General features: G+C 70.6%; 15 protein-coding genes. 5 read left to right on the top strand and 10 right to left on the bottom strand.

Features of this window, described 5'->3' with window-relative positions:
- Positions 1 to 6 precede the first annotated feature (6 nt).
- The 4 genes from ACZ4N4_RS24990 to ACZ4N4_RS25005 all read right to left on the bottom strand — a co-directional run bounded on the left by ACZ4N4_RS24990 (position 7) and on the right by ACZ4N4_RS25005 (position 4,390).
- A complete protein-coding gene (locus tag ACZ4N4_RS24990) occupies positions 7 to 1,587 on the bottom strand; it encodes a purine-cytosine permease family protein (RefSeq protein WP_467592233.1) in 1,581 nt (526 codons plus the stop codon).
- A gap of 567 nt (positions 1,588 to 2,154) precedes the next feature.
- Positions 2,155 to 2,556: a hypothetical protein gene (locus ACZ4N4_RS24995; RefSeq protein ID WP_467592235.1), complete on the bottom strand. Its 402-nt coding sequence runs from the start codon at positions 2,554 to 2,556 to the stop codon at positions 2,155 to 2,157.
- Positions 2,557 to 2,764: 208 nt separating this feature from the next.
- Positions 2,765 to 3,325, bottom strand: coding sequence for a GNAT family N-acetyltransferase (locus ACZ4N4_RS25000; protein WP_467592237.1), 561 nt, complete (start codon positions 3,323 to 3,325; stop codon positions 2,765 to 2,767).
- A gap of 96 nt (positions 3,326 to 3,421) precedes the next feature.
- Positions 3,422 to 4,390 (bottom strand): GlxA family transcriptional regulator, encoded by a 969-nt coding sequence (locus ACZ4N4_RS25005; protein WP_467592239.1) that lies wholly within the window; start codon positions 4,388 to 4,390, stop codon positions 3,422 to 3,424.
- A gap of 134 nt (positions 4,391 to 4,524) precedes the next feature.
- Between ACZ4N4_RS25005 and ACZ4N4_RS25010 the strand changes: the two genes are divergently transcribed.
- On the top strand, positions 4,525 to 5,163 hold the full coding sequence (locus ACZ4N4_RS25010; RefSeq protein WP_467592241.1) for an HD domain-containing protein: 639 nt from the start codon (positions 4,525 to 4,527) through the stop codon (positions 5,161 to 5,163).
- 323 nt (positions 5,164 to 5,486) lie between these two features.
- Here the strand turns inward: ACZ4N4_RS25010 and ACZ4N4_RS25015 are convergent, their stop codons facing one another.
- Positions 5,487 to 6,944, bottom strand: coding sequence for an MFS transporter (locus ACZ4N4_RS25015; protein ID WP_467592243.1), 1,458 nt, complete (start codon positions 6,942 to 6,944; stop codon positions 5,487 to 5,489).
- Between the two features lie 59 nt (positions 6,945 to 7,003).
- On the opposite strand from ACZ4N4_RS25015, the gene ACZ4N4_RS25020 reads away from it, so the two are divergent.
- The 3 genes from ACZ4N4_RS25020 (at position 7,004) to ACZ4N4_RS25030 (ending at position 9,048) form a co-directional block, all read left to right on the top strand.
- Positions 7,004 to 7,480: a winged helix-turn-helix transcriptional regulator gene (locus tag ACZ4N4_RS25020; RefSeq protein ID WP_453574370.1), complete on the top strand. Its 477-nt coding sequence runs from the start codon at positions 7,004 to 7,006 to the stop codon at positions 7,478 to 7,480.
- Between the two features lie 37 nt (positions 7,481 to 7,517).
- The gene (locus tag ACZ4N4_RS25025) at positions 7,518 to 7,868 is read left to right on the top strand and encodes a VOC family protein (RefSeq protein ID WP_467592245.1); all 351 of its coding nucleotides are present in this window, start codon (positions 7,518 to 7,520) and stop codon (positions 7,866 to 7,868) included.
- 181 nt (positions 7,869 to 8,049) lie between these two features.
- Entirely contained in the window at positions 8,050 to 9,048 is a 999-nt protein-coding gene (locus tag ACZ4N4_RS25030; RefSeq protein ID WP_467592247.1) for a helix-turn-helix domain-containing protein, read from the top strand.
- 177 nt (positions 9,049 to 9,225) lie between these two features.
- Here ACZ4N4_RS25030 and ACZ4N4_RS25035 read toward each other — a convergent pair whose 3' ends face one another.
- Positions 9,226 to 12,603, bottom strand: a complete 3,378-nt coding sequence (locus tag ACZ4N4_RS25035; RefSeq protein WP_467592249.1) for a S8 family peptidase — start codon at positions 12,601 to 12,603, stop codon at positions 9,226 to 9,228.
- A gap of 422 nt (positions 12,604 to 13,025) precedes the next feature.
- Positions 13,026 to 14,819: a RecQ family ATP-dependent DNA helicase gene (locus tag ACZ4N4_RS25040; RefSeq protein WP_467592251.1), complete on the bottom strand. Its 1,794-nt coding sequence runs from the start codon at positions 14,817 to 14,819 to the stop codon at positions 13,026 to 13,028.
- A 543-nt stretch (positions 14,820 to 15,362) separates the two neighbouring features.
- Here ACZ4N4_RS25040 and ACZ4N4_RS25045 point away from each other — a divergent pair.
- Positions 15,363 to 16,262, top strand: a complete 900-nt coding sequence (locus tag ACZ4N4_RS25045) for an NAD-dependent protein deacetylase (RefSeq protein WP_467592253.1) — start codon at positions 15,363 to 15,365, stop codon at positions 16,260 to 16,262.
- A gap of 97 nt (positions 16,263 to 16,359) precedes the next feature.
- Here the strand turns inward: ACZ4N4_RS25045 and ACZ4N4_RS25050 are convergent, their stop codons facing one another.
- From ACZ4N4_RS25050 to ACZ4N4_RS25060, 3 genes are all read right to left on the bottom strand, one after another.
- A complete protein-coding gene (locus ACZ4N4_RS25050) occupies positions 16,360 to 16,740 on the bottom strand; it encodes a toxin Doc (protein ID WP_467592255.1) in 381 nt (126 codons plus the stop codon).
- Positions 16,740 to 16,979 (bottom strand): hypothetical protein, encoded by a 240-nt coding sequence (locus ACZ4N4_RS25055; protein ID WP_453574382.1) that lies wholly within the window; start codon positions 16,977 to 16,979, stop codon positions 16,740 to 16,742. The genes ACZ4N4_RS25050 and ACZ4N4_RS25055 overlap by 1 nt, the downstream gene beginning before the upstream one ends.
- Before the next feature lie 275 nt (positions 16,980 to 17,254).
- The gene (locus ACZ4N4_RS25060; protein WP_467592830.1) at positions 17,255 to 17,794 is read right to left on the bottom strand and encodes an ATP-binding protein; all 540 of its coding nucleotides are present in this window, start codon (positions 17,792 to 17,794) and stop codon (positions 17,255 to 17,257) included.
- Positions 17,795 to 17,926: the final 132 nt, after the last annotated feature.

Here is a 17,926-nt window from a genome sequence, read left to right on the forward strand (position 1 = left end):
AGCGCATCAACTTCCTTCGACGGCGAGGGAGGGCGTGCCCTCGCTCTCCGTACCAGGGCCGGTGATCGGCGGCACCGGAACATCGACCGTACGGGCCAGCCGCGGGCCGTCGGGCCCGTACACCGCCCGTGGCTCGGGGAACAGCCGCAGCAGCGCCAGGTACAGCACCGCGGCAACGGCCAGCGACAACGGCAGGCTGACGTCGATGCCGTTGACGAGATCGCCCAGCGGTCCGACGAACTGGCCGGGGATGTCGGTGAACAGCACACCGACCACGGCGCCCACCCACCAGGCCGTCATGCCACGCCAGTTCCAGCCGTGCGTGAACCAGTAGCGGCCGCCACGCTGGCGGCGGTTGAAGACCTGGAGCGCGTCCGGGTCGTACCAGCCGCGCCGGGTGTAGAACCCGAGCATCATCACGACCATCCAGGGTGTGGTGCAGGTGATGATCATCGTGGCGAACGTCGAGATGGACTGCACCAGGTTGAAGCCGAACCGGCCGATGAAGATGAACGCGATCGACAGGACTCCGACCAGGACCGTCGCCTGGACCCGCGACAGCTTGGGGAACACCGACGAGAAGTCGAGCCCGGTGCCGTACAAGGACGTCGTACCGGTCGACATACCGCCGATCAGGGCGAGCAGACACACCGGCAGGAAGAACCAGCTCGGTGAGATGGCCAGCAGACCGCCCACGAAGTCCGGAGCCGCCGGGTCGACGTACTTCGGTGCCTTGGTCGCGATGATGCTCGCGGTCGCGAGCCCGAACACGAACGGCAGCAGGGTCGCGATCTGGGACAGGAACGCGGCGCCGACGACCTTGCGCCGCACCGTGTCCGCCGGGATGTAGCGCGACCAGTCGCCGAGGAACGCGCCGAAGGACACCGGGTTCGACAGCACGATCAGCGCCGAGCCGATGAAGGAGGGCCAGAACAGCGCCTGTGTCGCCGAGTCGGCCGAGGCCGTGAAGGCACCGGCGTACGAGGGATCGAAATCACCGGCGAAAGCGATCGCTCCGAGCAGGAAGAGCAGGGTCGCCGAGGTCACCGCGATCTTGTTGACGAACAGCATGAACCGGAATCCGTACACGCACACCGCGAGCACCAGGCAGCCGAAGAGCCCGTACGCGACCACGTACGACAGATTGTTCTGCTCCAGTCCGAACAGCCGGTGCGCGCCGCCGACCAGGGCGTCCCCGGAGCTCCACACCGAGATGGAGAAGAACGCGACAGCCGTGAGCAGCGACAGGAACGAACCGACGACCCGGCCGTGCACACCCAGGTGCGCAGAGGAGGCGACGGCGTTGTTGGTGCCGTTGACCGGGCCGAACACCGCCATCGGGCACAGGATCAGCGCGCCGACGACGACTCCGAGGAGAGTGGCCGCGAGCCCTTGCCAGAAGGAGAGGCCGAAGAGAATCGGGAAGGCCCCGAGGACGCAGGTGGAGAAGGTGTTCGCACCGCCGAAGGCGACTCTGAACAGGTCGAGCGGCGACGCGGTGCGGTCCGCGTCGGGGATGCGCTCGACGCCGTAGGTCTCCACCTCGGTGAGAGACGGCGACGACGTGGCGGGGGAATTCTCGGACAAGGGTGTGCTCCAGCGAAGTGCCTGGGCCCGGACGCGGGCGATGGAGCGCGTGATGGCGCGAGGGGAGAACGGCCCCGCCTGCGCCGCAGGGGTGTGCGGTGGGAGCGGGAGCCGTCCTGGGAGGGTGTGCCGACGCTAAGGCCGGGCCGGTGATCTGCGCCAGCAGGTAAAACATCCATCTTGCGTGCCAGAGATGGAGCATTCATCCATTGCGGGGAATGCCCGCGGGCGCAGCTCTCCGGCCACGGGTGCCGCGCGACGCGCCGGCCCCTGCGACCGGTGGACGACGACAGCGATGACCGGGCCGTCGGGCGGCCGCTGCTGGTAGGACGAGTCGCCTACCCGTCAGCGCCTGCCCTGGGGGCCGCTTGGCTCGCCCGCGGCTCCGGCGGCCGCACCCCCGGCGCGAACCGCTGACCAGGGGCCCTGTCATCGCGCCAGTACCGCAGAACGGATTCCCGCACGACCTCGACGTGTTCCGCGGCGATAAGACAGGAGACGGGCTCCGGTCCGCCCGCCTCCGCCGCGAACGCCCTTACCCGCCTGAGGTGTCTATGCGCTCACCTGTCAGCCGGCCCAGCTGACCAAGGTCTCGAAGCCTGCGCTGTCGCAGTAGGACACTGCTCGCCCCTCAGCCCCCACGTCGCCGCCGACCGCGTTGACGGTGTCATCGAGGATGCGGGTGCCACCGTGTTCCAGTCCTGCCCGGTCCAGCCTTTTCGAGGCCTCGATGACCGCACGCCCTGCCGACTCGGTGTTGTCCAGCTCGGGCGGCTGACTCTGCCCTTCACCGGTATCGCCGTCCGCTTCGTCGGTTGTCGCGGCGTGCGCCGCATCCTGCCAGGACCCCAGCTTGGCGCAGTAGTCCTGTTGCCATTCCTTGGCCTGCGCGGGATCGTCTGACGAACAACCGCTGATCAGGACCGTCGCGACGACGACGGCCGCTGCTCCCCTGACTGCTCGTGTCATCCCACAACTGTGCCGCATGGACATGCCCTTCCCGAACCTGCCGACACAGAGTATGGAGGCGCGCAGCGCCGTCGCGCGCCTCGCACCGCTAGAGGCCCCGGCCGCGGGTGCCACCCGCGCTGTTGAACTGGTGATATCCGATGACGACGGGTGCTGGTCGACAGTGAACGCCGGCTCAACCTGTCGTGTGACGAGCAGTGACCTTCCGTCAGTCCTCGATCGTCACCCTGGAGGTGGGTGAGGGCTGCACGCCGTGAGCGGACACGGCCTTTTCGAGAAGGGTGAACGACTTGCGCATGCCACCGGGTTGGGGCTTGCCCGCCTTGTGGCCGACGACCCGATAACCGGCGTTCAGGTAGTACGAGTTCAGGCGCGCGTTTCCGGCGAGACAGTCCAGGCGCACCCACGCGCGTCCTGCCGCGGCCACCCGACGCTCGGCGGCCTGAAGCAGCAACTGCCCCGTCCCCGGTGGGGCATTGGTCCGTTCCACCATGAGGCGGTGGACGTAACCGGCCAGAGGCGGTTGTGGCCCCCAGGCGTCGTCATCGGCCCACCACAGCTCCCAAGCCCCAACCAGACGGTCGGCAGCTTCCGCGACCCAGACCTCTCCGCTCGTCATGACTTGGCGGAAGTGGCCCTCGTCCAGCTCACCCGGCTGCCACTGACCGGTGATCCCCTGAGCGAGCATCCATCGAGCAGCATCGTCACGCAGACGAACGATGGAAGCCAGGTCACCATCAGTGGCGAGGCGAAATCGTATGCCGTTCACATCGCGATCTTCGCACGGAAGCGAACCGCTCCGGTGGTGTCGCTCGCGCGTTGTCGTACTTGCTGCCACGGGAGTTCCTACCGCTCCGGATCGCAGTCACCGGGTGCGGCGGGCGGTGCTGAAGCGGCGCTGGTAGGCGGCGGGGGCGATGGAGAGCTCCCGGGCGAAGACGCGGCGGAGGCTTTCGTAGCTCGGGAACCCGGCCAGGGCGGCCGCCCGGGTCGCGGTGTGCCCCTGGTCGAGCAGGGACTTGGCGATGTCGAAGCGGATCGACTCGACGTACCGGGCCGGTGTGGTGGACAGCTCCTCCCGGAACAGGCGTGTGAGATGGCGGGGGCTGAGGTGGAGATGTCCGGCGAGCTCTTCGAGCGAGTGGTTGCCTCCGGGATCCGCCGTCACCAGGTCGACGACCGTGCGCAGGGCCGGGGACCGGGGCGGTGGGCCCTGCAGCGGCGCGGAGAACTGCGACTGGCCGCCCGCGCGTTGCAGATAGACGACCAGGGCGCGGGCCACGTCCCGGCTGACGTCGGCATCGTGGTCCTCCTCGACGAGGGCCAGCGCCAGGTCGATGCCGGCGGTGACGCCCGCCGAGGTGTAGGTGGTGCCGTCGCGCACGTAGATGGCGTCGGGTTCGACGCGGATCTTCGGGTGGCGCTCGGCGAGTTCGCGCGCGATCTTCCAGTGGGTGGTCGCGCGCTTGCCGTCCAGGAGGCCCGTGGCGCCCAGGACGAACGCCCCTGAGCAGACGGACGCCACCCGGCCGGAGCGGGCCGCCAGTTCCCGGGTGGCGTCGGTCAGGTCGCGGGTGACGGGCGTCCGGGGATAGACGACCCCGCCCGGCATCACGAAGGTGTCGGGGTCCGGTTCGGAGGCGGGGCCACCGTCGACGGCGATCCGGATGCCCGTCGAGGAGGTGACGGCGTCGCCGGTCGCCGACAGCACGGCGATCCGGTAGTCGGCGCCCAGCCGGTTCGCCTCGCCGAAGACCTCCGCGGGGCCGGCGACGTCCAGCAGTGCGACCCCGTCGTAGACGAGGATCGCGACCCGATGCGGTGCGGAGTTCACAGTCCCGTTCCCCAGGTGTCCGGATTCGAGTGATTCATGGCCGTGCCCAGGTGGCGGCAGAGGCCGCGCGATCGGCACCGTGGAGATGAGGCGAACAGCCCGTTCCGCACGGTCACACCGAAAGCACGAACATCATGACTGACATCATCGCAGCAGTGGAAATTCCCGAGACGGCAGCTGCGACGGAGGCCACCGCGTTTCTTCGCGAAACGGCCAGCCCGCTGATCTTCCACCACTCCCGTCGGGTATTCCTCTTCGGTTCTCTGCAGGCCCGCGCGCTCGGTCTGCAGCCCGATCCGGAGCTGCTCTACATATCCGCGATGTTCCACGACACGGGGCTTTCGACCCCATTCTCCGAGGTGGAGCAGCGCTTCGAGCTCGACAGCGCCGACCACGCGCGCAGGTTCCTGCTCGACCGCGGCTTCTCGAAGAGTGCCGCGGAGGTCGTCTGGACGGCGATCGCACTGCACACGACCCCGGGGATCCCCGGCCGGATGGGCCCGGAGGCGGCTGCCACGAACTACGGCGTGCTGACCGACGCGGTCGGCTGGGGACTGGAGCGGCTGAACGGCGGCCGGGTGGACGAGATCATCGCCGCCCATCCGCGCGGACAATTCAAGAAGGGATTCCTGCAGGCGTTCGTCGACGGACTGAAGAATCGTCCCGACACGACGTACGGGACCGTCAACGCGGACGTGCTGGAACATTTCATTCCAGGTTTCCGCAGCACGACGATGGTCGAGCGTGTGATGGGCGCACCCTGGCCGAATTGAGGTCGGGGAAGCCGGCGGAAGCGAGCGAAATCAAGAGAAATCCCGAGGCGGGCATTCCGATGACATCAGTGGCTGCTCGCCGTGGCCGTGGTCGTCTCGGACGGCCCGCCAGGCGGGACACGGTACGCAGTCCGGTGGGGGTTCTGCCCTGAACGGGGATGACGGGAGAACCGGATGAACCGGTCCCGGCGCGCTGCGCGTCGTGGGCGAAGAAGGCCATGGGCGGCGGTACGAGCACGTCGACGGACGGCCACAGGGCGGTCCGCACGCGGACGAGTCGTCAGAGCCCTCCTCGGCCGGCGCGCTGGACGGACACCGGCCGGTCAGGATGTCTGCGGCAGAGCCTGTCCGGTCGCCTCGGCTTCCTTCGGCGCGGTGGGTCCCGTCCGCTCGGGGCCCCGCCCTCGGCTGAGCTGCGCCCCGATCGCCGAGGTCACCAGACTCAGCGCCGCGGCCGTGTACCAGACGACCCGGAAGTCGTGGTGCGAGGTGGCGTCGACGTGGGAGCCGAGGACCGCGACCAGGACGGCGACCCCGATGGTGGCCGAGATCTGGCGCACCGAGTTCACCAGCGCCGACCCGGTCGCCGCACGGTGTCCTGGTACCGCGTGCACGCCGGCGGCAACCAGTGTGCCCAGGGCCAGGCCCACTCCCGTACCGGTCAGCAGCTGGCTGGGCAGCAGCTCGCTCGCGTAGTCCGGTGCGACCGACGCGAAGATCGCGAACCAGACCATGCCACCGGCGAACAGCACGCCGCCCGCCGCGATGAGCGGTCCCTGCCCCAGGCGCTGCGCGGCGCGGGTGGTCAGCACGGTGACGACGGGCACGAGCGCGGGGCCGGGGGCCAGGGCGAGACCGGTGCGCAGGGCGCTCCAGTGCCAGACCTCCTGACACCACAGCACGTCCGACAGCAGCATGAGCGAGAAGGCCACGCCGAACAGGAGGCTGCCCGCGTTCGCCGCACCGAAGCGCGGCAGCCGCAGCAGGTCCAGCTCGAACAGCGGACGGGGGTGCCGCAGGGACCGGAACACGAACGCGGCGCCGCCGATCACGGCGACGGCCAGCAGCAGTACGGTCTCGCCGCTCGTCCAGCCCTGGTCGGGTGCCTGCACCAGCGCCCCGGACAGCGACGCGATCGAGACGATGACCAGCAGGGCGCCGAGGAGGTCGGGCAGCGGCCCGGTCTCTCGTGCGGCCGGCTTCGGCAGTGCGGCTCGGCCGACGAGGAGCGCCGCGATGCCGATGGGCAGGTTGACGGCGAAGACCCACCGCCAGTCCACCTCGGTCAGCAGGCCACCGGCGACGGGCCCGGCGGCCGCGGCAAGTCCGCCGACCCCGGCCCAGCCGCGGGTGGCCTGGGTGCGGCGCTCGGCCGGCACCGCCGCCAGCAGCAGGGCCAGCGAGGTCGGGATCTGGGCCGCCGCCCCCACGGCCTGCACCATCCGGGCCACGATGAGGGTTGCCAGGTTCGGGGCCAGGGCACAGCCCAGCGACGCGAGCGTGAAGACGGCGATCCCGGCGAGGAAGACCGGCCGCTGCCCTATGCGGTCACCGGCACGCCCGGCCACCACCAGCAGCGCGGCGAAGGTGATCGCGTAGGCGTTGAGGATCCAGGACAGCGATCCGAGGCCCACCGCGCCGCCGTCTTTGGAGAGGTCCTCTCCCACGGCGGGCAGCGCGACGTTGACGATCAGCAGATCCAGGTTGGTCATGAAGACGGCCACCAGGACGACTGCGGCGGCCGTCCGAGGGTGCTTTGAAAACCGAAGCAGTGTGGACATGGCGCAACCCAAACACAGGGTGGTTTGGAAATCAAACCCTGTCGGGCGATACTGGGAAGATGACCACGCCTATCGACCCGCGGGACATGGCGGGGCGCCCGTGCTCCCTCGCCGCGGCCCTCCAGATCATCGGTGACCGCTGGGCCCTGCCTGCGATCCGCGAGGTCATGCTCGGCAACCACCGCTTCCGGCAGATCGCCAGGAACACCGGCGCTCCTACCGACCGGCTCGCCGCGCGCCTGAAGGCGCTGGTGGAGAGTGGCGTCCTCGAACGGCGCCCGCTGCCGGACGACGCCCGCTACAGCGGCTACTACCTGACGGAGGCCGGGCGCGATCTGGGGGCCATCACCCGCGAGCTGATCGGCTGGGGCGACCGCTGGGTCGTCACCGCACCGCCCGCCCGGATCCGGCACCGGGATCACGAACTCGTCACCCACACGGTGTGCGAGACCTGCGGCGAGCGGGTCCACGGGGAAGATGTCCACCGGGACGACCTCGTGCCCGGCTGGGACCAGTCGGGCCCGGTGACCCCGTAGACCCAACGGCCCCAACTCGGCGAAACGAAGGACCGGCATGATCAACGGCGCCCACGTCATCCTCTACAGCCAGGACGCGGAGGCCGACCGCGCCTTCATCCGCGACGTCCTCGCCTTCCCCGGTGTCGACGCGGGCGGCGGGTGGCTGATCTTCAAACTGCCCCCGGCAGAGATCGCCGTACACCCCACCGAGGGCGCCCCCCAGCACGAGTTCTACCTGATGTGCGAGGACCTCGACGCCCAGCTCGGGGAACTGCGCGCGCGGGGCGTCGAGATCTCCCGCCCGGTCAGCGAACAGCGCTGGGGCAGGCTGACGGCGGTGCGTCTGCCCAGTGGCGCCGAACTGCCGCTGTACGAACCCCGCCACCCCGTGGCCCACAGTCTGTGACACTCGAGCGGCCCCGCCCGGGGGCCACCGGATGTGCTGACGGCACCGCCCGTCACGGTGCACCGGATCGCCGTGAAAGCCGTCGTGGTCCCGGGGGCTGGTGGAAACAATTGCCGGGCCGACCGCGTTCCCCCCGCGGAAAGCCGGGCAGAGGCGGCCCGGATGGTGAGAAAGGTGCGACATGCTGGAGACGGTGGGCCTGACGGCCGACGAGAGCGAGGTGTACCGCCTTCTGGTCGCCACCGGGACGGCGTCCGCTCAGGACATCTCCGGCCGCTCGGCCCTTGACGTCGTCACCGCGCGGCTGCTGCTGCGCGCGCTGGAGCACAAGGGCCTGGCGTCAGTGGTCGAGGACAGTCCCGAATGGTTCACGGCCGTGCCGCCGCAGGTGGCCCTCATGCCCCGGCTCCAACGTCACTTCGACGCCCTGGAACAGACCCGGGCCGCCGTCTACGAACTGGCGGAGACACACCGCCGCAGCGCATGGGCCCGGAGCACGGGCGAGGCCGTCGAGATCATCACCGGCGCGGCGGCACTGCGCCAGCATCTGCGCCAGCTCCAGGACGGCGCCGCCCGCGAGATGATGTGGTTCGTGAAGGCCCAGTACGTGGCCATGTCCCCGGAGAGCAATCAGGAGGAGTTCGACGCGCTGGACCGGGGCGTGCTCTACCGGGCGCTGTACGAGCAGGCGTACTTCGACGATCCCGCCTCGGTGGACTACGTCGTCAAGGGCGTGTGCGCCGGAGAGGTCGCCCGGGCGGTGCCGCTGCTGCCGCTGCGGATGGCGATCGCCGACCGCTCGGTGGCCATCCTGCCGCTGGCCGCCTCGGGCACGTCCCGCAACCCCCGGGAACTGCGGGCCGCGGTGGTGCGGGAGAGCAGCCTGCTGGACGCGCTCATCGCCCTGTTCGAACACCACTGGGAGATCGGGGCCCCGCTCCGGGTGACCGAGGAGGGCCAGATCGGGGGCGCCGGCACCACGGATGCCGCCTCGCCGGTCGGGGAGGACCGGCACCTGCTCTCCCTGATGGTCGCCGGTATGACGGACGAGGCGATAGCCGGGCAGCTGCGGGTCAGTAAGCGCACCGTCCAGCGGCGTATCCAGGGCCTGATGAGCCTGGCTGGCGTCGCGACCCGTATGCAGCTGGGCTGGCACGCGGCCCGCCGCGACTGGCTCTGAGAGTACGGCGGACGCCGCAACGCACCCGGACAGGGCCCACCGGACGTGTCCGGTGGGCCCTGTCCCCGTTCGTCCCGCCGCTGCGGGCCGGGCTGCTGCTCGCGGACCCGGTTGCCCGAGGCCGTGACTACTCCGTGGAAGCAGCTGCCCGAGGACGTGACTGCTCCGCGCAGGCGGTTACTTGAGCAGGTAGCCCTTGATGACGGTCTCCTTGAAGGAGTTGCCCGCCGCGTCCTCGACGTGGACGCGCAGGCTGACCGAGCCGCCCGCGGCGCGGCGCGGGTGCTCCACGGTCACGGTGCGCTCCATGCCGGAGCCCTTGACCCGCACCGACTGCCAGGTCTTCCCCTCGTCGAAGGAGACCTCGGTGGTGAAGACGCGGACGGGCGATGCCGGGGCGCCGGCCGTCCGCTGGATCAGGACCGGGATGTCGAGCTCGCGGCCGGCCTCGGCCCGGTTCCACTCGTCCAGCTTCGGCGACATGCGGACCGCGTACAGCGGCAGCGCCTGCCGGGTCGCCGTGGTCTGCGACCGGAACCGCCATTCCGCCCGCACACTCGTGGAGACGGAGCTGGGGGCCATGTCACGGTTGTGCTCGACCGTCAGACGGTAGTCGGCGGGGGTGGCGTCGGCCGGGACGTCGCTCATGCTCCAGTCCTGGGAGACCAGCTCGCCGTTGCGCCACAGCTTCACCTCGGGCAGGCCGGACGTGGTGTCGGCCACCAGGTCGAGGTTGCCGTTCGCGGCCGACTGGAAGGGCCGGTACATCGTGTCGCCCTCACGGAAGGCGGCCATCTGGGACGAGAGGCCCACGGCCTGGATCCCGCCGTTCCAGCGCTCCTCGACCTGGGAGCCTGCCTTGTAGCCGTGCAGGTCGCTCAGGTAGCTCTGCCCGTGCGCGTCCGGATCGAGGAAGCTGTTCTGGTCGAAGGCCGTCTGCCAGCGCAGGCCGTCCGCCGCCGAGAAGTAGTCGACGCGCCGCGTCGGGACCGGGACCCCCTCCATCGCCCGCCCGCTGAAGCGGACGTTGTCGACGTACGTCCACACCAGGCGCGTGGCCGTGGTCCCCGGCGTGGTCGCGGCGAACGTGGTGTTGACCCGGGCCAGCTCCGACTTGCGGGGGTGATAGGCGGGGTCCGCCGGGATCGCGCCGTGCACCGGTCGCGTCAGGTAGTAGACCGAGGACGGGTTCCCGTCGGGGCCGGCCGGGTCGCCCCAGACACTGGTGACGAGGTACGTGAACTTCGATTCCTTGTCCCGGGCCGTCGGCACCGCGTACACGCCGTCGATGTGGTCCGTGCCGATCGCGTTGTACATGGTGACCGAGAGAAGCTGGTCGGCCATGCTGATCGTGCCGATCTCGGCCGACATGATGCGCGCGGAGCGGCTCGGTGCCGACACCGTGACGGGCTTCGCCTTGCGGGCGTCGATGGTCACCTGCCGGTCGGCGCTCATCACGACCTTCGGCACGCCGACGATGGTGCCCTCGGTGAAGGAGGCGTCGAAGTAGAAGCCGCTCACCGAGTAGGTGTCCTTCGGCAGTCGCACCACCGTGCTGCTCTTGCCGAGCGCCTCGACGTCGTACTCCTTGCCGTCGGCCGAGTTGACCAGCAGGTAGGCGTTGTCGGGGGCGGCGCCCGTGCGGCTCCTCATGTCGATGCGCAGGTCGTAGGACGGCTGCTCGATGTCCATGCCGAACGGGACGCGCACCGAGACCTGGCCGTCCGCGGAGGTCGCGGTCACCGCGCCGCTGTACGCGGCGTACGTGGTGGTGGCCTCCGGCGTCGCGGTGAGGGTGACGTCCGCAGTTCCGTGCGCGGGCACGGTGACCGAGTCGGCGCTGAGCCGGAACACGCCGGCCGGAGCGGGCACGTCCTTCTTCCCGCTGCTCGGGTTGTCCTTCAGCTGAAGGGTGACCGGCGCGGTGCCCGGGTTGCGGTAGGTGATGGTCTTGGTCACCGGGGGGCGCCTGCCGTCCGTCCAGCGGATCTGCCCGAAGTCCAGCGCCGTGGTGTCGGCGGTGACGTCCTGGTCGACCGCGCGAGCGACGTCGACGCGGCCGGCGCCCTGGAAGTAGGCGCCGTGCTCCTTGGCGCCGGTCGCCGACTGCATCAGCTGGCGCTTGACCTGCTCCGCCGTCCAGTCCGGGTGCTCCTGGAACAGGATGGCGGCGGCTCCGGTCACATGGGGCGTCGCCATGGACGTGCCGCTCATCGCGACGTAGCCGTCGTCGGCGGTGGTACCGCCCGCCCGTGCGGCGACTACGTTGACGCCGGGGGCGATGATGTCCGGCTTGAGTCCGGAGTCGCCCACCCGGGGGCCGACCGAGCTGAAGACGGCGAGGTCGTCGTCCTCCTCGGCCGCGCCGACGGCCAGCGCACGGTCGTCGGAGGCGGGGGAGGAGACCTTGTCGGGACCGCTGTTGCCGGCCGCGGCCACGACCAGCGTGCCGTAGTCGCGGCTGACGGTGTCGACCATGGCCTCCACGGCGTCGGTCTCCGGCGTGTCCGTGTCGCCCAGGCTGAGGTTGATCACCTTGGCGCCGTGCTGGGCGGCCCAGGCCAGGCCCTCGACGATGTCGGAGTTGTCGCAGTTGCCGTCCGCGGTGCACACCTTGCCGGACAGGATCTGCACACCGGGTGCCACACCCTTGTACTTGCCGTCGGAGGCCGCGCCGGAACCGGCGACCGTGGACGTCACATGGGTGCCGTGACCGTTCAGGTCGTCGGTGTTCGGCTCGGTGGTGAAGTTCGCGGACTCGGTGACCAGGCCCTTGAGGTCCGGGTGGTTCGGGTCGTAACCCGTGTCGAGCACGGCGACCTTGACGCCGGTGCCCGTGTAGCCCTTCTCCCAGGCGTGCGGCGCGCCGATGCGCGGCACCGTGCTGTCGAGCTGGATCCTGGAGTGGCCGTCCAGCCAGACCCGGCGCACACCCGCTCCGAAGGAGGTGGCGTCCGCCCGGCCCGGGGCGATGCCCTTCCAGAACCCGGCGGCGTCCGCGCGGTGTTCGCCGAGGGTGGCGAAGGGGGTGCCGCCGATGGGGCGGACGGTGTCGGCGCCGGCGGCGGTCAGCTGTCGCCGGGCGGTGCCCGCGTCCCCGGCGTACTCGACGATCAGCGGCAGGCTCGACCGCTGCGCGTACTTGCCCCGGACCAGGGCGGAGACGTTGAACAGCGCCTTGTCGAGGCGGCCCGTCGCGAGCAGCGGGAGCGTGTCGGCGGGTATGACCGTCCAGTCGCGGCCGGCCTGGCGCTTGATGAACGCGACGCGTTCACGGCCCTTGGCGGGTTCGACCGACACGCTCTGCTTGCCCGAGGTGTCCGTCTCCAGCGTGACGCGGTCGCCGGTGATCAGGGTGAGCTGGTGCCGGGAGGTGATCGGCGACCGGGCGGCTCCGCTCTGCGCGGCGGCTTCCGTTCGCCCGGTGTGCGGGCCCAGGTCCTGAGCGGCGCCGGGCGCGGCGGTCAGGCCGGCCACGAGCGCCACGAGGGCGGCGGCCGCAGCCGTATGCCGAGGCCGGGGAGGGCGGATCCCGCGGCGCCACCTGTTGTTCATGTCTCTCATGGGACGACAGCGTGGTGCCGTCAAGTGCCGAGGTCAGCAGTTTGCCCTGTCCACCAGGCGTCAAGTCACCTTTACGCCAACCCCATACCCCGCAAAGAGGGCAGAAGTGTCCAGTTCGGCGGCTCTTGGACGAACCGCGCATGCCACTCCCCCGGTGCGTCCAGCCGATCGCCGGAGATCACGCTCAGCCTTTCCTTCCGGGCTCGACCGGAAGCCCTTCGGCTGCCCTCGCGCGCAGGCCTGTGAGTCCGTCGGGGACCAGCATCAGCACGTCACCGACGCCACGGTTCTCGATCTCGGTGAGATGTGCAGCCAGTGCTCGCCGCTCTGGACGTCGGCCAGCTGGGCCCGCTACGAGCCCGCCGCCCTTACGGCAGGGCCGCCTCTCGACGTCCGGGACTCGCGGGCCTGCGTCAGCGCGTTGAGTCGGGCAACGTGGCGAGCAACTGTCTGTCCGTCACCACGGCCAGCGACAGGGTGCGATAGCCGACCGACTCGAACAGGATGGTGATCTTGCCGTCGCCCTCGCTCATGACCTCGCCCTGGCCCCACTGGTCATGGCGCACGCGGACGCCCGGCAGGTAGGCGTGGTCGTCGGCCGCGGATCGTGCGGCCGTCTCCGCCGCCCGGCCGGCACCCGCGGAGGCGCCCGCGCGCGCACCGGCCCGGATCCACCGGCGCTGCCGCGTGGCCGCCTTGTACGGCCGTCCGTCTCCGGACCGCTCGCGCCTCAGCCCGCTCGCAGGTTTGGCCACCGTGGCCGTGCAGTTCCCGCACGCCCCGCACGGGACGGGGACGGACTCGCCGAAGTAGCCAAGGAGGAACCGCCGTCGGCAGTCGGTCGTCTCGGAGTACCCACGCATCATGTCGACCCGGGACTGTTCGAGCTTGCGGTGCGTGGCGTGGACGGCGAGGGCGCTCTGCACAGCGGCGTCGACGTCGTCATCCGCGGAGGCGCCGGCGGCGCCGGTGAAGCGGCTGCCGTCCCGTCCGGTACGGACGGCGCCGGCCTCCTCCAGCAGGTTCAGCACGGCGGAGAGTGCCGTCGCGTCGAGTTCGCAGTCGGCCCGGAGCCGGGTCTCGCCCACGGCGCCCTCCTCGCCGCGCAGCCGTTTGGCGACGCGGCGCAAGGCGTCGGCGTCGGGAGCGCCGGCGGCGAAGAAGCGTTGCAGACCGAGATCCTGCGGACGGTAGGCGAGGATCGCCCTGGCCGGTGCCCCGTCGCGGCCGGCCCGGCCGATCTCCTGGTAGTAGGCGTCGAGCGAGCCGGGGACGGACGCATGGAGTACGAACCGTACGTTCGCCTTGTCGATGCCCATCCCGAACGCCGAGGTCGCCACGACCACGTCGAGTTCACCGGAGCTGAACCGGTCCTGGGTTCGGCCGCGTTCGGCGGCGGACCGGCCCGCGTGGTAGCTCGCGGCGGAGAGCCCGAGGCCGCTCAACTGCGCGGCGTAGCTGTCCGCGGCCCGTCGCGTCCCCGCGTACACGATTCCCGGCTTCTCCTCGACGGCCGCCCGCTCCACGACGAACCGCTCCTTGGCGGCTCCGTCCTGAAAGGTCGACACGTCCAGGTGGATGTTGGGACGGTCGAAGCCGGCCACTATCTCCACCGGGTCGTCCATGCCGAGGCGCTCGGCGATGTCCCGGCGGACCGGGGCCGCCGCGTTCGCGGTCAGGGCGAGCACCGGCGGGTTGCCAAGCCGCTCGCGCGCGTGGCGCAGCCGCAGGTAGTCGGGCCGGAAGTCGTGTCCCCAGGACGACACGCAGTGTGCCTCGTCCACCACCAGCAGCCGGGGCCGGACGGCGGCGAGCCGGTCAGTGACATCCGGCTTGGCGAGCTGCTCAGGAGCGAGGAAGACCACGTCCACCGAGGAGGCGCTGATGCGGGCCCATGCCGTCTCGTTGTCGCTCTGGCGCTGCGCGGAGTTGATGGCGGCGGTGCGCAACGCGCCGGATCCGAGCAGGCTCTGCATCTGGTCCCGCTGCAGCGCGATCAGCGGTGAGACGACCACGACCGGACCGCCGAGCAGGACCGCGGGCACCTGGTACACGGCGGACTTGCCCGCACCGGTCGGCATGACGGCGAGTACGTCACGCCCCTTCATCACGGCCTTCATCGCGTCCAGTTGGGCCGGACGCAGGTGCTGCCAGCCGAAGACCCGACGGGCGATGCCGCGCAGACGACGGGACGTGCGTGTGAACATGGTTCTCCTTGAAGGGTGGGCGTTCAACCGCCGTGTGTCTGGCGGCTACCCCGGTTCGCCGGGATATCGCCTCACGCGATTCGGTCGCCCCTGTCAAGATCCCCGCGGCACGTCGCAGCGCCCGGTATCCGACCGTTGACGCGATTCGGATGTGTTCGTTTCGCGGCCGCCATGACCGTTCACCGAACGATTCGTCCGGCGTGGAGCGACCCTGCCACCTGGGACTCGTGTCCGGACGGTGTATCCCCGTTGTGACCTCAAAGCTCACCAGCGATCGGCTCAGGTCCAGGACGTCCTGGTCATCGGCCCCGTGCATGCGCGGCCGGTCGATGTCGTCAAGGATCAGCGCGTGGCGGTCCAAGCTGCCCTCGATCGTGTTCGGACCGAGAAAGTGGCGGAGGTCCAGCCAGGTGTCCTCGAATGCCGTGGTGGCGGTCTTGCCGTGGTTGCCGGAGCCGCTGACCGTGATTCCCGCGAGTGTCGGGGCGTCCTGCCCCCACCTGCGCCGGCCCTGAGCCGCCGCCGACTCCGTACCCTGGCGGCATGCGCATGCGCCCCACCCTGAGCTGGACCCCCGCCACGGATCTGCCGCCGGGGACCACCGACCTGCAACCGGTCGTCGACGCGCTGAGCACCGGCGGTGTTCTGGTGCTCAGCGGCGCGGGCATCTCCACTGAGTCAGGCATCCCGGACTACCGGGGCAAGGGCGGGAGCCTGACCCGGCACACCCCGATGACCTACCAGGACTTCACCGGCAGCGCCCACGCGCGGCGCCGCTACTGGGCGCGCAGCCACCTCGGCTGGCGCACCTTCGGCCGGGCCCTCCCCAACGCCGGGCACCGGGCCGTGGCCGCTTTCGCACGGCACGCCCACGTCTCGGGTGTGATCACGCAGAACGTCGACGGCCTGCACCAGGCCGCCGGCAGCGAGGGCGTCGTGGAACTCCACGGCAGCCTCGACCGGGTCGTCTGCCTCTCGTGCGGCGCCTTCAGCCCGCGCCGCGAACTCGCCCGGCGGCTGGAGGCCGAGAACCCCGGCTTCGACCCGGTGGCCGCGGGGATCAACCCGGACGGTGACGCCGACCTCACCGACGCGCAGGTCGGGGATTTCCGCATCGTGCCCTGCACCGCCTGCGGCGGCGTACTCAAACCGGACGTGGTGTTCTTCGGCGAGGCGGTTCCGCCACAGCGCGTCGAGCACTGCCGACGGCTGGTCCGTGAAGCGTCCTCGCTACTGGTGCTGGGCTCGTCGCTGACGGTGATGTCCGGGCTCCGGTTCGTCCGCCAGGCGCACCAGGAGGGAAAGCCGGTGTTGATCGTCAACCAGGACCCGACCCGGGGCGACCCGCACGCCCTCACCCGCGTCGCGCTCCCCCTGGGGCCGGCCCTGACCACCGTGGCCCACCGGCTGGACATCCCGGTCGGCGGTGGGCCTGCGGACTGAGGCGCCCTCCGGGGGGTATCCACGGCCGTTTCCCCGGATGGAAAGCCAGAGATCAGCAGGCCACGACCACCCTGTCGATACCGCACCAGCGCCGGTGCTACAGCTTCCAGTCGCGCAGCTGGTCGGCGACGTCCTGGACGCTGATACGGGTGTCTCGGACCTTGCGGACCAGGTCGGACAGGGCACCGTAGGGAGGATCGATGCCTTCGCCGGCCTGCGCCATGTACTGGGCGGTGATGAACGCGGCGTACAGGCTGTTGCGGTGCGGGAGCGGCTCCAAGCGCACGATCGTGTGCAGCAGGGCCGCGGCGCGCCAGGCCGTGTCCGGGTCGGCTGTCGCGAGGGTGGGCATCCGGGTCTTGTGGCGGGCGACGGCGGCGACCAGCGCGGAGTAGTCCGCCACGGTCAGGTCGTCGTGGCCAAGCGCGTTCTCCTGGATGTCCAGCAGCCAGGAGACGTCGATGTAGAGGGGCGGCATCAGGCGGCAGCGGCCCCGTCGCCGCGTTCGGCGGGCGGCACTTCGTCGGGGAAGGCCTCGTCGAACTCGCCGCGCAGCCGCTCCGCCCATTCGGTGGCGCCCGCGACGAACTGTTTGCGCTGCATCTCGCGGATTCCGAGGTCGTGCAGGTACTGCTTGAGGCTCTTGCCCTCTGCGGCGGCCGCAGCCCGCACACCCTCGAGTTCCTCTTCGGTGAAGGACACGTTCAGGGATGGCATACCCGCGATGGTACCTAGTAGGTGCCTGTCCGTGAAGCGCGATACCGGACCTGCCCTCCGGCACCGCTCGCGATCGCGGTCCTGTGCACGGTCAGCGCGGAACGCAACGGTCGGTCCTGGTCCTGGGCTCCGGACCTGACCGACGGCAGACCCTGTCCAACGGTTCGCGCACGATGCGTTCGCGTCGGCCGTGCTCTCCGTTCTCGGTCGTACCTATTCGTCGGCAGCTCCGCCTTGGGACTTCGGCCGACCGCGACTTCCGCAGGCCATCGTCATCACGGCGCCTGCGTCTCACGACGATGACTTTCGGCCCGCAGCTCGAACCACATGGTCTTGCCGGTGGCGGTCCGGACACTGCCCCAGGCGTCCGCGAGCAGGTCGAGGAGCTCGATGCCCCGGCCGTTCTCCGCATCCGGGTCGGCGGCGCCGCGCGCGGGGCTGGTGGACTCAGTGTCCTCGACCTCGCACAGCAGGCGGGAGTCGCGCAGCTGCAGGTTGAGCCTGAGCGGACCGCGCGTGTGCCGCAGAGCATTGGTGACCAGTTCGCTGACCAATAGCTCGGCGGTGTCGGCGAGCTCAACCACAGCCCAGTCGCCCAGTTGCGCGGTCACCAGACGTCGGGCTTGACGCACGGAGGTCAGTTCCCGCTGCAGGGGCCAGGAGGCGTCCCAGGCGGTGGCGCGGCCACGCGGTGCGTCAAACGGCCGCAGCGGCGCGAGCAGGCGGGACCACAGAGCCCACTGTCGGGCGAGCCGCGACGGTGCAGCGGCGCGAGCCGACCGGCCTCCCCGGTGAAAGGCGATGTGGTAGCCGATGACCCAGGTGGCCACGGGGATCAGTCCCTTCGCTGACGACCGGGCCGGCCGGCCGGTGGACGTGCCAGGCGTACGCCAGGCCCCTGCACGTAGCAGTCGCTACATCTCAAATATAGACGTAGCTGTCGCTAC

The organism is Streptomyces sp. NPDC026538, from assembly GCF_055567535.1.